The organism is Pseudomonas sp. AIG (assembly GCF_977020205.1).
In genome coordinates this window covers 17,612-30,612 of sequence record NZ_CDROCK010000069.1, presented here as the reverse complement: position 1 = coordinate 30,612, position 13,001 = coordinate 17,612, and the positions used below count along the sequence as shown (strand labels likewise).

Here is a 13,001-nt window from a genome sequence, read left to right as displayed (position 1 = left end):
TTCTGGTTCTTATTGGCGGTGCCGTGGGGGGTGAGCCTAACAACCGACCCCGCCGCTGACACTGTCCGATCTCACCAGAAAAACTCTCCGATGGCGCCAATTACCCGATATCAAAAACACCACCGCCCCCTGTAGGAGTGAGCCTGCTCGCGATAGCGGTGTGTCAGTCAAATAGATGTTGGCTGACACACCGCTATCGCGAGCAGGCTCACTCCTACAGGGGATTTGTGGTGTTCTTTCAGGCGGGATAGCCGGTGATTTTGCGGATGCTCTGATATAGCGGCTTGAGCTGGCGATACATGCGCAGGTAGACCTCTTTGTACAGCTGCTCGTAGATTTTTTGTGCCTCCGGCTGTGGGGTGAAAACCGCACCCACCCGCGTCATCGCCGCGATCGCCGTGGGGAAATCCGCATGCAACCCCAACCCCACCGCACAGCAGATCGCCGCGCCCAGACCCGAGGCTTCGTACACATGCGGACGCTCCGCCGGCAGGCCGAAAATATTCGCCGTGAGCTGCATCGCCGCATCACTCTGCGAACCGCCACCGGCAACGCGCAACCGCTTGACCGACACCTTCGAACGCCGCTCGATGTTCTCCATGCCCTGACGCAACGCATACGCCAATCCCTCAAGAATCGCCCGGTAAATATGCGCGCGGGTGTGCACATCGCCGAAGCCGATCATCGCGCCTTTCGCCTCGACACCCGGTTCACGAATCCCAGGCGACCAGTACGGTTGCAGCATCAGGCCCATCGAGCCGGGCGGCACCGCATTGACCAATGCATCGAACAGTTGCTCCGGCTCGATGCCCTGCTCTTTTGCTTGCTGCATTTCACGCAACCCGAACTCGTTTTTGAACCAGCTGACCATCCAGTAACCGCGATAAATCATCACCTCGCAGTTGTACTGATCCGGCACCGCCGATGGATATGGCGGGATCAACGGGACGATTTCCAGATAACGCGAGCGCGTGCTGGTAATCGTCGCCGTGGTGCCGTAGGACAGGCATACGGTGCTCGCATCAACCACGCCGGCACCGACCACTTCGCAGGCCTTGTCGGCACCTGCCGCAATCAGCGGCAAGCCTTCGGGAATACCGGTGTGTCGAGCAGCCTCTGCGGTGATGTAGCCGAGGGTTTCACCGGGTTTTTGCAGGCTCGGCAATTGCTCGGGGCGCACCGCCAGCGCCTGCCATTTCCAGTCACTCGGCGCAGCCCATTTCAGCCGTTTGAAGTCGAATGGTAGATAGCCGACGCAGCAACCGACCGAGTCGACAAAACGCCCGCACAGTCGATGGGTGAGAAACCCCGAGAGCAGCAAAAACTTGTCAGTCGCCGCCCACACTTCAGGCTGGTGTTTTGCTATCCAGTTAGCCTCAGCCTGAGCGCGAAAATAATCCACGGTGCCTTGCGCGCCGACCAGTTTGAACAACCAGCCCCACGGCCCTTTGATCCCGCCCTCGACTTCGCTCTGCCGTTGATCGAGCCACAGAATCGCCGGACGCAATGGCTTGCCCTCGGCATCGACATTGATCACTGTGCCGCGCTGAGTGGTCAGCGACACGCCGGCAATCTGCGCGCGATCAATCCCCGTTTGCCGCCAGACCTGCTGACACGCCTCACCCAGTTTTGCCCAGTAATATTCCGGATCCTGCTCGGCCCAACCCGGTTGCGTCGAGTAATACGCCTGCAACTCGACCTTGCCTTTGCCGAGCAGATTGCCCTGCAAATCGAAGAGCAGCGCACGCACGCTCTGGGTGCCGTTGTCGATCGCCAGCAGGTAACGCTTGTTCGAGTGGTTGTCCATGGAGCTCTCTTCAAGGGGCATCAAGGCGTGGCATCCGGCAGACCGTGATGGCGTTGCCACAACGCCCGATAACGCTGTTCTTCCTGCTGCCAGTGTGCGTCGCTCCAGCCCAGTCGAGGCTGGCAGAGTTGGCGGATGGCGGTGAAATATTCTTCGCCACCGCGCGGCAACAGCAGACCGAGACGCGTGCGGCGCAGGAGCAGATCGTCGAGGTGCAGAACCATTTCCGACTCACAGGCGAAAGCCAGTTCGGCCCACAGAGTGTCCGTAGCGCCGACCGTGGCGTGGCCGATTTCTTTGATCAATTGCGCCAACTTCGGCAGATCTCGACCATGCCTCCCGGCCAGACGTCGCCACTGATGGCTGCTCAACTCAGGAATCGCCTGCACAGGAACAGCGGCAAACACGGGCGCGGCGTCATCGACGAAAGGACGTTCGAGCATCGCCGCGCAGGCCTTGAGCACTTCGATGGCCTGCGGGCGAAACGTGGTGAGTTTGCCGCCGGCCAAGGTCACGCAACCGGGCTCCTGCCACAGCACATGTTCACGGGTTTCGTTCGACGGTTTGTCTTGATGATTGCCCTCCGCACTGCCGACTACCGGACGTACGCCGGACCATGTCGACAGCACATCCGCCGCACTCACTTCGGCGCCGGGAAACTGTTGCGTGCAGGCCGCCAGCAGATAGTCGAGTTCTTCGCCGCTGATGCTCGCGCTCTGATCCAGATCCTCGCGATGATCGAGGTCCGTAGTGCCGACCACCGTCGCGCCTTCCCACGGAAAAACAAACACCGGACGCCGGTCGCGCTCATGCATAAAAGTGAAGGCCTGCGCCACCGGCAGACGCCAACCCGGCAGCAATAAATGACTGCCGCGCAACGGCCGCAATTGCCTTGGCGCCTCAGTCGGTCGCAAGCGTTCGGCCCATGCGCCGGTAGCCACCGCGAGCACGCCGCAGCGCAACTGTAGTGACGAACCGGCTTCGCAATCCTCGACCTGAACGCCGCACACTCGGCCGTTTTCGCGCAGCAAATGTTCAACACGCACGCCACTGACCACGACCGCACCCTCGGCCCGCGCCTCGCTCAAAACACGCATCACCAGCCGCGCATCGTCGGTCAGCGCATCGACAAAACAGGTGCCACCGAGCAAATCGTTTTCCTTCACCCCCGGCGCCAGATAACGCAGTTGTTGCGCATCATGAAAGCGATGGCTGCGACGCCCCGCCAAGGCGTCGTAGACGCTCAACAAACCACCCAACACCCGAGGCCCGGGAAAGCCGCCGCGATAGTGCGGCATCATGAAACTCATAGGTTCGACCAGCCCCGGCGCTTCGTCGAGCAGACGCTGACGTTCGTGCACCGAATCGCGGGTCAGGCGCCATTGCCCCTTGGCGATGTAACGCAAGCCGCCATGGACCATTTTCGAAGAACGGCTGGAGGTGCCCCAGGCGAAATCGCGTTGTTCCAGCAGCAGACAACGCCAACCTCGGCGCGCCGCTTCACGCAGAATGCCGGCGCCGCTGATGCCGCCACCAATGACGATCAGATCCCAGGTTTCATCCGCCAGTGTTGGCAGAATCTGCTGGCGCCATGCGGCGTTCCAGTCCTGACTCATGGCCGTCACTCCGGCAGCAGCGTGCCGGGGTTGAGGCGCCCGGCCGGATCGAAGTGTTTGCTCAGCGCCTGCAAGGTGTCCATCGCCAATGCGCCCTTCTCGCGCAGCAGGTACGGCGCGTGATCCTTGCCGACACCGTGCTGGTGGCTGATGGTGCCGTGGTTGTCGACGATAGTCTGGCTGGCCGCGTGTTTCAGCGCTTTCCAGCGTGCCAGCGTCGCCGGATAGTCGGCCGCCGGGCGAAACACGTAAGTGGTGTAGATGCTCGAGCCTTCGCCGTAGACGTGGGACAGGTGGGTGAACACATGCACGCGTTCGCCCTCGGCGGCCAAGGCCTCGCGCAGGCTGTTTTCGATGAGGTTGAGCAGGTTGTCGACATTGCTCCAGTCGGTGGCGGTTTCGAGGGTGTCGACCACGTAACCGGCGTTCCACAGGTTCTCGCGCAGGTAAGGGAAACGGAAGCGGTTCTGCGCCCACTTCTTGCCGAGCAAGGTGCCGGTGAACACCCCGCCGAAGGCTTTCAGATGCTGGCGGGCCTGACTCAGGGACAGCGCGTTTTGCCGACGATTGCCGGTCACGCCGAACGTCAGCAGGCATTTGCCCTCACCCGCCCCGCGCAGGCTCAGATATTTCTCCAGCCAGGCGATTTGTTGCGGATGACCGGCCAGCGCCAGTTGCGTTTCGGTTTCCACGGCGTTGGATAAACGCAACATCGACAGCGGCACGCGTGCCTGGGCCAATTGGCGGATGGCTTGCAGTGCCTTGGTCCAAGAGGGCAGAAATACACCGTAGAAACGCTCATCGGCGGGCAGCGCACTGACCCGCACTTTGACCTCGGAAATGATCCCGAAACGGCCCTCGCAACCCAGCACCACTTCACGCAGATCAGGTCCGGCGGCAGAGGCCGGGAAGGTTGGAATGTGCATCGGCCCGGCGAATGTTTCCAAAATGCCGCCAGCAAATAACTGCTCGATCCGGCCATAGCGCAACGACTGCTGACCGCTGGAACGGCTGGCGACCCAACCGCCCAGCGTCGACAGCTCCCACGACTGCGGAAAATGCCCCAGCGTGTAGCCCCGCGCGCGCAATTGGCTCTCCACTTGCGGCCCACTCGCACCGGGACCAAACGTCGCCAGCAGGCTCTGTTCGTCGAGGTCGATCAGGCGATTCATCCGCGCCAGCGACACCGTCACCACTGGTCGTACAGAATTTGGTGGATTGATGTGTCCGGCCACCGACGTGCCGCCGCCATAAGGGATCAGGCACACGTCCTGTTCATGGGCGAGCGCCAGCAACTGGCGAATGTGTTCAGCGGTCTCGGGAAACGCCACCGCATCGGGATAATTACCCAGCGCACCCTCGCGCAACGCCAGCCAGTCCGGCAGGCTCTGGCCTCGGGCATGCAGCAAGCGGTCATGGGCATCGACGCTGTACAACGCGTGTGCAGGCAATCGCGAAGCCGGCACACGGGCCAATGCAGCCTCCAGCGTGGCATCGGGCAGCCCCCGCCCCTCGCCCAGTCGCTCATGAAGAAACTCCGCGCCCTGGGCCGGCAGTTCGACCACCGTGGTTGCATCGCCCCAGCCGTTCCAGCGTCGCATGCGTGTGTCCTTTTCCGGTTCTTATGATGGATATTTCAGGCCCCCATACTAGCCAGCGGCCGAAAAGTGTCACGGTCGCATCCGGCCAGTTCGTGTAGCCAATTGAGTCAAACGTCGCGCAAGCGTCAGCCATTTACTTTAGTCGGGGTTTCAAATTACCTTTCAGGCAATTCGTCCGCCTCCGCCGCCATTGATCAAAGGAATGGGATCATGCAATCGCTGGGCTTCACTTCAGTTCCGCCAATGCTCAAGTACCTGCGCCATGCCGAACAACTGGGTATGGATATCGAGCCTGCGTTGGCGGCGGCGGGTTTGCAGGCGCAGCAGTTGAGCGACAACACCCTGCGTCTGCCGGGTGAGGCGCATGAGCGCTTGCTGGATTATTTCTGCGAACACTCGGGCGATCCGCTGTTCGGGCTCAACGCGGCGAATTTCGTCCTGCCCAATTCGTGGAGCGTGCTCGGTTACATCACCATGAACTGCGCGACGCTCGGTGATGCGATGAGCCGGATCATGCCGTTCGAGAAATTGGTGGGCGACATGGGCGTGAGTCGCGCCGAGGTGCAGGACGGCCATGTGCATCTGATCTGGACGTGCCGGTATCAGCGGCCACGAATTCGCCGGCATCTGGTGGAAAATGTGCTCGGTTCGTGGCTGCAATACGCGCGCTGGATTGCTGATACACAGATGTCGCCGGCCGGGGTTTGGTTTGAACATTCATGCCCGGCCGAGGCGACGCCAGCGCAGTACGAAGCGTTTTTCGATTGCCCGGTGTTGTTCGATCAGCCGTATTCGGCGCTGATCGTGCCGCTGGCGTATTTGCAGCTGCCGTTGCGTCAGGCCGATGCGCAGTTGCTGCGAACGCTGGAAGAACATGCGTTGGGCTTGATGGCGACGCTGGAGGATGCGTCGCTTGAGCAGCAGGTGAAGAACATTCTGCGGCAGTTGCTTAAGGAGGGGTTGCCGCGCAAGGAGCAGGTTGCCGAACAGTTGAGCGTTTCGGTGCGGACGTTGCAGCGGCAGTTGCATCAGGCGGGGACGTCGTATCAGCAGATTCTCGATGATTTGCGCCAGGAGCTGGCTGAGCATTATTTGCTCAACAGCACGCTGCCGATTCAGGACATTGCGCAATATCTGGGGTTTACCGAACCGAGGTCGTTTCATCGCACCTTCAAGAGTCGACGCGGGATGCCGCCGGGGGAGTTTCGGCAGATGCATCGGGGGTGAATGTTCCGGCCTCTTCGCGAGCAGGCTCGCTCCCACACTTGATCTCGGCTGCTCACCAATTCGATGTTCACCGCGGACCCAATGTGGGAGCGAGCCTGCTCGCGAATGCGCCAGTTGCCGCACCCAATTCCTACAGGTAAATCTTCGATACTTGAGCACAATAAACATCCCGCATTACAGGTGTTTAAAGACACTCAGCGTTACGCGAAACAGCCCACAAATCCTTGCGCCGTAACCTACGCCTGCGCCAGAATCCGCCGGCTTGTGCGCCCTGAGCATGCTGCGTAACTTGATTGCGTCACTGATTCCCAGTGATCGAGCTTAGCGGCTCGGCTACATTCGCTCCCCGCTGCACGAATATCATCCAGTCAGGTATTTGCCTGCGCTTAATGGTGGCTGTGCGCATGGCACCTTCGGGTGCGCCGGGGTGGGATGCGACCGGTCCGCTAACTTGCGCACAGCTGCCTCCCTTTTGCTTAGCGGCGAAATGGATGCGGCTTTAAAAGGTACGCTCCCATGTTCAAAGTAACGCCAAACCCGCCGGTCACTGACCCGGCCTCCCCCTACGAATCCGCCGATTCGAAGAAATTCCACGAAGCCGCCGAGCGCGCGCTCGACCACTATCTCGCCCCACCCACCGCGCAGATCATGGCCACGCCTTACCAACCCAACCGCCTCTACATGGCCAACCCGGCATCCGCGACCGAGCCCTTGCTGGTCGACGCCTGCGAAACGCTGGGTTCTGCCTCGGTGATGCTCAACGACTTCGCCGCCGTGCTCGGAGGTTCACACCGCAAGACCCTGCAAGGCATCGCGCAAGTGGTGATGGTGGCGGAAATGGCGGTCAATCAGGTGCTGGATAAGTTCGTGCCGACCGAGTAACGAAAAAGCCCGCTGCCCGACTGTGATGGTTAGATGGCGGGCTTCTTTTTGCGGCGGGCCATTTTCCCCTCACCCCAGCCCTCTCCCGGAGGGAGAGGGGGCCGACCGCGGTGTCTGGCGCTATACATCGACCTGAATGACCGAGTCGATTATGGATTCGACCGAGCAAGTTCAGGTCGGTGTATCTCTCAAGCATTCCCGGATCGGTCCCCTCCCCCTCAGGGAGAGGGTTAGGGTGAGGGCCGTGAATCCATAATCGCTGCAGATCTTTCAGGTCGATGTCTAGCGTCAGACACCTCGGTCAGTCCCCTCTCCCCCCGGGAGAGGGCTAGGGTGAGGGGCTTTTCAGCTCAGAGACAAATCGCATTGGTAAACACCAACCGATTGCCAAACGGATCGACAATCGTCATGTCCTGGCTCCCCCACGGCATCGCCTGAATACCCGGATGCGAAAACTTGTAGTCCTTGGCGATCAGTTGCTGTTGGAAAGCTTCCAACTCGTCGGTCTCGATACGCAGCGCCGAGCCCGGGCACGCATCGCCATGATGCTCGGACAGATGCAGCACACATTCACCGCGCGACACCTGCAGATACAACGGAAAATTCGCCTCGAAACGATGCTGCCAGTCGATCTTGAAACCCAGAAAATCGACGTAGAACTCGACAGCTTTGGCTTCATCGAAGATCCGCAGGATCGGGGTGGTTTTGCCGAAGCTCATGGGGTGCTCCCTGACTGATTGGCCCCACAGTGTAGACGGGGTGGATGTCAGCAATTCGGCCTGTTGATGGCTTTCTTTAGTCGCAATGTGCCATCACTGTGACGCAGTCCGCGAAACCTCAGCGAAAGTTATCGCGCAGATCACCCTGTCGAGCGAGAAAGCGCCCTTCCCTGCGACCATTCGCCTGTCCGTCGCGATAACTCAACACACCATTGATCCAAACCCCATCAATCCCCTGCGCCGCCCGTTGCGGATCATTGAAATCCGCGACATCACGCACGGTCGCCGGATCGAACAACACCAGATCCGCCCAATACCCTTCACGAATCTCGCCTCTTTCCTTCAAACCAAATCGCGCCGCCGACAACCCGGTCATCTTGTGCACGGCGGTGTGCAGCGGAAACAGCCCGACATCGCGACTGAAATGTCCCAATACCCGTGGGAAAGCGCCCCACAGGCGCGGATGCGGAAACGGATCTTCCGGCAGTCCGTCAGAACCGACCATCGACAACGGATGGGCAAGGATTCTTCGTACATCCGTCTCGTCCATGCCGTAGTACACCGCGCCCGCCGGTTGCAGGCGTTTGGCGGCGTCGAGCAGCGGCAGATTCCATTCCGCAGCGATGTCGATCAGCTCGCGACCGCTGACCTCGGGGTGCGGCGTCGACCAAGTGATGGTGATGCGATGCGCATCGGTGACTTGCTTCAGATCGAGCGTCGAAGAACTCGCCGCGTAGGGATAGCAGTCGCACCCTACGTGCTGGGTTTTCGCTGCTTCCTCCAATGAGGCAAGCAATTGCGGACTGCGCCCCCAGTTGCCGACGCCGGCACACTTGAGGTGGGAAATAATCACCGGTGAACGCGAGTGTCGACCGATGCTGAACGCTTCATCCATCGCCTCCAGCACCGGTTCGAATTCGCTGCGCAGGTGCGTGGTGTATACCGCGCCAAACGCTGTGAGTTCTTCGGTCAGTTGCATGACTTCATCGGTGGAGGCGCTGAAGGCGCTGGCGTACGCCAGGCCTGTGGATAACCCCAACGCGCCCGCCTCCAGACTTTCCCGCAGTTGCTCGCGCATCGCCGCGATTTCTTCAGGCGTAGCGCTGCGAAACAGGTCATCGAGGTGATTGCTGCGCAGCGCCGTGTGGCCGACCAACGCGGCAACGTTCAATGTCGTATTGGCCGCTTCGACCGCCGCGCGGTAATCGCTGAAGCGTGGATAAACAAACGCCGCCGCTGTGCCGAGCAGGTTCATCGGATCCGGCGGATTGCCCTTCAGGGTCACGGGCGAAGCGCTGATCCCGCAGTTGCCGACAATTACCGTGGTCACGCCCTGGCTGAGCTTGGGCAGCATCTCTGGCTGACGAATCACCACGGTATCGTCGTGGGTGTGTACATCGATGAAACCCGGCGCCAGCACGCGGCCAGCGGCGTCGATTTCCTCGCTGGCGGTGGCGTCGTGCAAGTCACCGATGCGCTCGATGCGTCCCTCGCGAATAGCAACATCGGCGCGGTAACCGGGCACGTTGCTGCCGTCGATGATCAGGGCATTGCGAATCAGCGTGTCGTACAGCATGTCAGTCTCCCAGTGGCAGGTGATCGTCGCCGCCACGGTATTCGTCGAGGGCGAGTTTGATCCGCCGCAGACGTTCTTGATTGTCTTCAGGATTGGCCAGCGCCAGCTCGGTGGCGAGTACGTCGATGGCGAGCAGCATGCCGTAGCGCGCCGCCGTCGGTTTGTAGATGAACGAGGTTTCCGCGCCTTGCAGCGGCAGGACGATGTCGGCCAGTTGCGCCAGCGGCGAATCGGCGCGGGTGATCGCCAGAATGCGTGCGCCGTAGTTGCGCGCCAGTTCGACAGTCTCAAGTAATTCCGGGGTGATGCCAGTCAGCGAACAGACGATAAGCACTTGCTCGGCGTTGAGGCTGGCGGCAGTGACGCGCATCATCACCGCGTCATGGCACACGGCAATCGGGTAGCCGAGGCGCACCAGCCGAACCTGCAATTCATCGCTGCAAAGGGTCGAGCAACCGCCCATACCGAAGGCGTGAATCATCCGCGCCTGGCCGAGCAATTTCACCGCATCGGCGAAGCGTGACTCGTCGAATCCGCCCAGATGCTGGCGCAGCGTGGTTTCGATGTCGCCGACGATCTGCCCGTAAAACGCCGACTGCTCAGGCGTGCCCGCCGGGTCAAGAAAGCGGCTGCCAACACCGCTGGCCTGAGCCAATTGCAGGCGCAGATCACGCAGGTCACGACAGCCGACCGTCCGGGCGAAACGCGACAACGTAGCAGTGCTGACTTCGGCACGCTGCGCGAGGTCTTCGAGGCTGGCGCTGGCGGCAAAACCGACGTCGTCGAGCATCAGCCGGGCGATGCGCCCTTCGCCGGCGCTGAAGGAATCCTGACGGGCGCGGATCTGGTAGAGGATGTCCATGGGCGGCGGGCTCCGGTTACAGCAGGTAAGAAAGGCCGACGGTCAGGCCGAATGCGACTACCGAGATCAACGTCTCGAGTACGGTCCAGGTCTTGAACGTCTGGGCGACCGTCATGTTGAAGTATTCCTTGATCAACCAGAAGCCGCCGTCGTTGACGTGGGAAAAGATAACCGAGCCAGCGCCAGTCGCCAGCACCAACAGCTCAGGGTGTGGATAACCCAGACCAATGGCCACCGGCGCGACCACCCCAGACGCGGTGGTCATGGCCACGGTCGCGGAGCCTGTGGCGATGCGCATCAATGCGGCGAACAGCCAGCCCATGATCAGCGGCGACAGGTGGAATTCATGAGCGAGGCCGACGATCTGATCGGTGACGCCAGCCTCCACCAGAATGCGGTTCAAGCCGCCGCCCGCGCCGACCAGCAAAGTGATACTGGCCGTTGGCGCGAGGCATTCGTTGGTGAACTTGAGGATCGATTCACGGCTGAAACCCTGAGCGATACCCAGCGTCCAGAAACTCAACAAAGTCGCCAGCAGCAGGGCAATCACCGAGTTGCCGATGAACAACAGGAACTGGTTGAAGCCGCTTCCAGGCGTGGAAATCAGGTTGGCCCAACCACCGATAAGCATCAGCACCACCGGCAGCAGAATGGTCGCCATGGTGATGCCAAACCCCGGCAGTTTGTCGCGCGGTTCGCGGTCGAGGAATTGCTTTTCCAAGGGGTTATCCGCCGGCAATTGAATGCGCGGCACGATGAATTTGGCGTACAGCGGCCCGGCAATGATCGCGGTGGGAATGCCGATGGCAATCGCATACAGCAAAGTCTGCCCGACCGACGCCTGATAGGCCTGCACCGCGAGCATCGCCGCCGGGTGCGGCGGCACCAGCGCATGCACCACCGACAGGCCGGCGACCATCGGCAAACCGACCATCAGAATCGACACGCCAACGCGCCGTGCCACGGTGAATGCGATCGGCACCAGCAACACAAAACCGACCTCGAAGAACAGCGGCAGACCGACCAGAAACGCAATGCAAACCATCGCCCAATGCGCGTTCTTCTCACCAAACTTGTCGATCAGCGTGCGCGCCATCTGCTCGGCGCCGCCGGACTCGGCCATCATCTTGCCGAGCATCGTCCCCAGCGCGACCACCAGCGCAATATGCCCCAGCGTCTTGCCCACCCCGGCCTCATACGCCCCCACCACACCCGACGGCGGCATCCCCGCGACCAGCGCAAGACCAATGGAAATCAGGGTGATGACGATAAACGGATTGAGCCGGTAACGGGCGATCAACACGATCAGCGCAATGATGGCGACGGCGGCATACACCAGCAGCCAATAGCCGAAGGAAGGCGTCATGCGGTACTCCTCGAAAGGGTCACGTTCGAATGGGTTGTGAAACTCATAAATCATTTCAAGATCGAGATTTCAAACCGCATGAAAGTAATTTTCGTGGAGAGGCAAGGCGTGTCGCTGATGGGTATGTCTTGTCGTGATTAATGAAAATCAGGAGGCGGGATTTACATACTTTTACAGCCAACACAGCCCCCTGTAGGAGTGAGCCTGCTCGCGATTGCGTCGTAACAGTCAATATCATCATTGGCTGAATGACCGCTATCGCGAGCAGGCTCACTCCTACAGTTTTGATCGCATTCCTCCAGACAGAATGCGCAAAACCTATGGGAGCTGGCTTGCCAGCGATGATGGCTGCACATTGAACTTAGATGCTGACTGGCCGACCGCTATCGCTGGCAAGCCAGCTACCACCGGTTCGGTGTCCAGCCATACCTAATATTTTTCAAATCCAGCCAAGCGCTATACTCGCCTGACAACCTCCGCGGAGTCCCTGCCATGAGCCCCACGCCTCGCACCAAAAAAAAACTGACAACCGAAACGTTGATCCGTGCAGTGGCCAGTTCGACAGCCATCGAGACAGGTCAAAGCGTGGAGACCATTGAGCGCAAACTCAAACTCAGGTCCAGCAAGTTCCTGCACTTGTCCCTGGCCAAGTAGCCCCGCCTCAAGTCCATAATGCCTGTCGTACCCAGTACTCCATGGGTTCGTAGTTGCAGTTCAGCCCTTGGTTGATGGCTGCAAAATAAGCCTCTTTGTTTCGCTCCCAACTGCTGTAGTCCAGCGGCACGTAGCCCGCCTGAACGGCCATGACATCGGCCAATAATCGCGACAAGCGCCCGTTACCTTCGCGAAAGGGATGTATAAGGATGAACTCGACGTGCGTTACAGCAATGGCGCGAATCAGGTTCTCGTCCAGATCGGGCCGACATGGCGTGTATTTGGCAAGACAGTCCCTTTCAAATCCATCGAGCAACCGAGGAATCTGCGGCGCAGCGGCGAAGAAAAATCCATCCTTGCCCAAATTTACCGCACGGACATCGCCCGCCCATGGATAGATGTTCCCGAGCCAGTGTCGATGCCAATCCTTCAGATCCTGAACAGTGATTGACCGATCAGGCAAATGCTCGATGAGCACAGATTGGTAGAGCTTTTCCAACAAAACCAGCTCTGCATCATCCATGTCTTCGGGTTCGATAATTCCCAGTTTATTGCTCAGCACTTGCTCATTCGAGCCGGGCTGAAAGCTGCTTTGCGCCCCTTCTGCGTCATAACGGTCAATCATCCTTGTACCTGCTGAACTGGCAATGTTCAGAGCACCATAGGTCTGGCGTGACACAAGCGCAAAGCC

Annotated in this window: 11 protein-coding genes; 3 read left to right on the top strand and 8 right to left on the bottom strand. The window is 60.1% G+C overall.

Annotated elements, in window-relative coordinates; translation table 11 throughout:
- Window positions 1–238 precede the first annotated feature (238 nt).
- From ACWR1S_RS28130 to ACWR1S_RS28120, 3 genes are read right to left on the bottom strand one after another with little or no spacing between them, the layout of a single operon-like run.
- Entirely contained in the window at window positions 239–1,807 is a 1,569-nt protein-coding gene (locus ACWR1S_RS28130; protein WP_454565790.1) for an FGGY-family carbohydrate kinase, read from the bottom strand.
- 20 nt (window positions 1,808–1,827) lie between these two features.
- The gene (locus ACWR1S_RS28125) at window positions 1,828–3,423 is read right to left on the bottom strand and encodes a glycerol-3-phosphate dehydrogenase/oxidase (protein ID WP_454565789.1); all 1,596 of its coding nucleotides are present in this window, start codon (window positions 3,421–3,423) and stop codon (window positions 1,828–1,830) included.
- A 5-nt stretch (window positions 3,424–3,428) separates the two neighbouring features.
- Window positions 3,429–5,024 (bottom strand): FAD-binding oxidoreductase, encoded by a 1,596-nt coding sequence (locus tag ACWR1S_RS28120; RefSeq protein ID WP_454565788.1) that lies wholly within the window; start codon window positions 5,022–5,024, stop codon window positions 3,429–3,431.
- Window positions 5,025–5,234: 210 nt separating this feature from the next.
- Between ACWR1S_RS28120 and gliR the strand changes: the two genes are divergently transcribed.
- Together gliR and ACWR1S_RS28110 are read left to right on the top strand one after the other, a co-directional pair.
- The gene (gene gliR, locus ACWR1S_RS28115) at window positions 5,235–6,251 is read left to right on the top strand and encodes an AraC family transcriptional regulator GliR (RefSeq protein ID WP_454565787.1); all 1,017 of its coding nucleotides are present in this window, start codon (window positions 5,235–5,237) and stop codon (window positions 6,249–6,251) included.
- 516 nt (window positions 6,252–6,767) lie between these two features.
- Window positions 6,768–7,133 (top strand): DUF6124 family protein, encoded by a 366-nt coding sequence (locus ACWR1S_RS28110; protein WP_454565786.1) that lies wholly within the window; start codon window positions 6,768–6,770, stop codon window positions 7,131–7,133.
- 350 nt (window positions 7,134–7,483) lie between these two features.
- On the opposite strand, the gene ACWR1S_RS28105 is transcribed toward ACWR1S_RS28110, so the two are convergent.
- The 4 genes from ACWR1S_RS28105 to ACWR1S_RS28090 form a co-directional block, all read right to left on the bottom strand.
- Window positions 7,484–7,852 carry a glyoxalase superfamily protein gene (locus ACWR1S_RS28105; protein ID WP_454565785.1) on the bottom strand — a complete coding sequence of 123 codons (369 nt, stop codon included), beginning with the start codon at window positions 7,850–7,852 and terminating at the stop codon, window positions 7,484–7,486.
- A gap of 118 nt (window positions 7,853–7,970) precedes the next feature.
- On the bottom strand, window positions 7,971–9,428 hold the full coding sequence (locus ACWR1S_RS28100; RefSeq protein ID WP_454565784.1) for an N-acyl-D-amino-acid deacylase family protein: 1,458 nt from the start codon (window positions 9,426–9,428) through the stop codon (window positions 7,971–7,973).
- A gap of 1 nt (window position 9,429) precedes the next feature.
- Window positions 9,430–10,290, bottom strand: coding sequence for a MurR/RpiR family transcriptional regulator (locus ACWR1S_RS28095; protein WP_454565783.1), 861 nt, complete (start codon window positions 10,288–10,290; stop codon window positions 9,430–9,432).
- Between the two features lie 16 nt (window positions 10,291–10,306).
- Window positions 10,307–11,656: a GntP family permease gene (locus ACWR1S_RS28090; protein WP_454565782.1), complete on the bottom strand. Its 1,350-nt coding sequence runs from the start codon at window positions 11,654–11,656 to the stop codon at window positions 10,307–10,309.
- A gap of 492 nt (window positions 11,657–12,148) precedes the next feature.
- Here ACWR1S_RS28090 and ACWR1S_RS28085 point away from each other — a divergent pair, with 492 nt between their 5' ends.
- The gene (locus ACWR1S_RS28085; RefSeq protein ID WP_454565781.1) at window positions 12,149–12,310 is read left to right on the top strand and encodes a hypothetical protein; all 162 of its coding nucleotides are present in this window, start codon (window positions 12,149–12,151) and stop codon (window positions 12,308–12,310) included.
- 7 nt (window positions 12,311–12,317) lie between these two features.
- Here ACWR1S_RS28085 and ACWR1S_RS28080 read toward each other — a convergent pair whose 3' ends face one another.
- A complete protein-coding gene (locus ACWR1S_RS28080) occupies window positions 12,318–12,935 on the bottom strand; it encodes a Fic/DOC family protein (protein WP_454565780.1) in 618 nt (205 codons plus the stop codon).
- Between the last annotated feature and the right edge of the window lie 66 nt (window positions 12,936–13,001).

Excerpts from the sequence above, each read along its gene's own strand:
- ACWR1S_RS28130 (WP_454565790.1), bottom strand. The coding sequence starts at position 1,807 with ATGGACAACCACTCGAACAAGCGTTACCTGCTGGCGATCGACAACGGC.
- ACWR1S_RS28125 (WP_454565789.1), bottom strand. The coding sequence starts at position 3,423 with ATGAGTCAGGACTGGAACGCCGCATGGCGCCAGCAGATTCTGCCAACA.
- ACWR1S_RS28120 (WP_454565788.1), bottom strand. The coding sequence starts at position 5,024 with ATGCGACGCTGGAACGGCTGGGGCGATGCAACCACGGTGGTCGAACTG.
- gliR (WP_454565787.1), top strand. The coding sequence starts at position 5,235 with ATGCAATCGCTGGGCTTCACTTCAGTTCCGCCAATGCTCAAGTACCTG.
- ACWR1S_RS28110 (WP_454565786.1), top strand. The coding sequence starts at position 6,768 with ATGTTCAAAGTAACGCCAAACCCGCCGGTCACTGACCCGGCCTCCCCC.
- ACWR1S_RS28105 (WP_454565785.1), bottom strand. The coding sequence starts at position 7,852 with ATGAGCTTCGGCAAAACCACCCCGATCCTGCGGATCTTCGATGAAGCC.
- ACWR1S_RS28100 (WP_454565784.1), bottom strand. The coding sequence starts at position 9,428 with ATGCTGTACGACACGCTGATTCGCAATGCCCTGATCATCGACGGCAGC.
- ACWR1S_RS28095 (WP_454565783.1), bottom strand. The coding sequence starts at position 10,290 with ATGGACATCCTCTACCAGATCCGCGCCCGTCAGGATTCCTTCAGCGCC.
- ACWR1S_RS28090 (WP_454565782.1), bottom strand. The coding sequence starts at position 11,656 with ATGACGCCTTCCTTCGGCTATTGGCTGCTGGTGTATGCCGCCGTCGCC.
- ACWR1S_RS28085 (WP_454565781.1), top strand. The coding sequence starts at position 12,149 with ATGAGCCCCACGCCTCGCACCAAAAAAAAACTGACAACCGAAACGTTG.
- ACWR1S_RS28080 (WP_454565780.1), bottom strand. The coding sequence starts at position 12,935 with ATGATTGACCGTTATGACGCAGAAGGGGCGCAAAGCAGCTTTCAGCCC.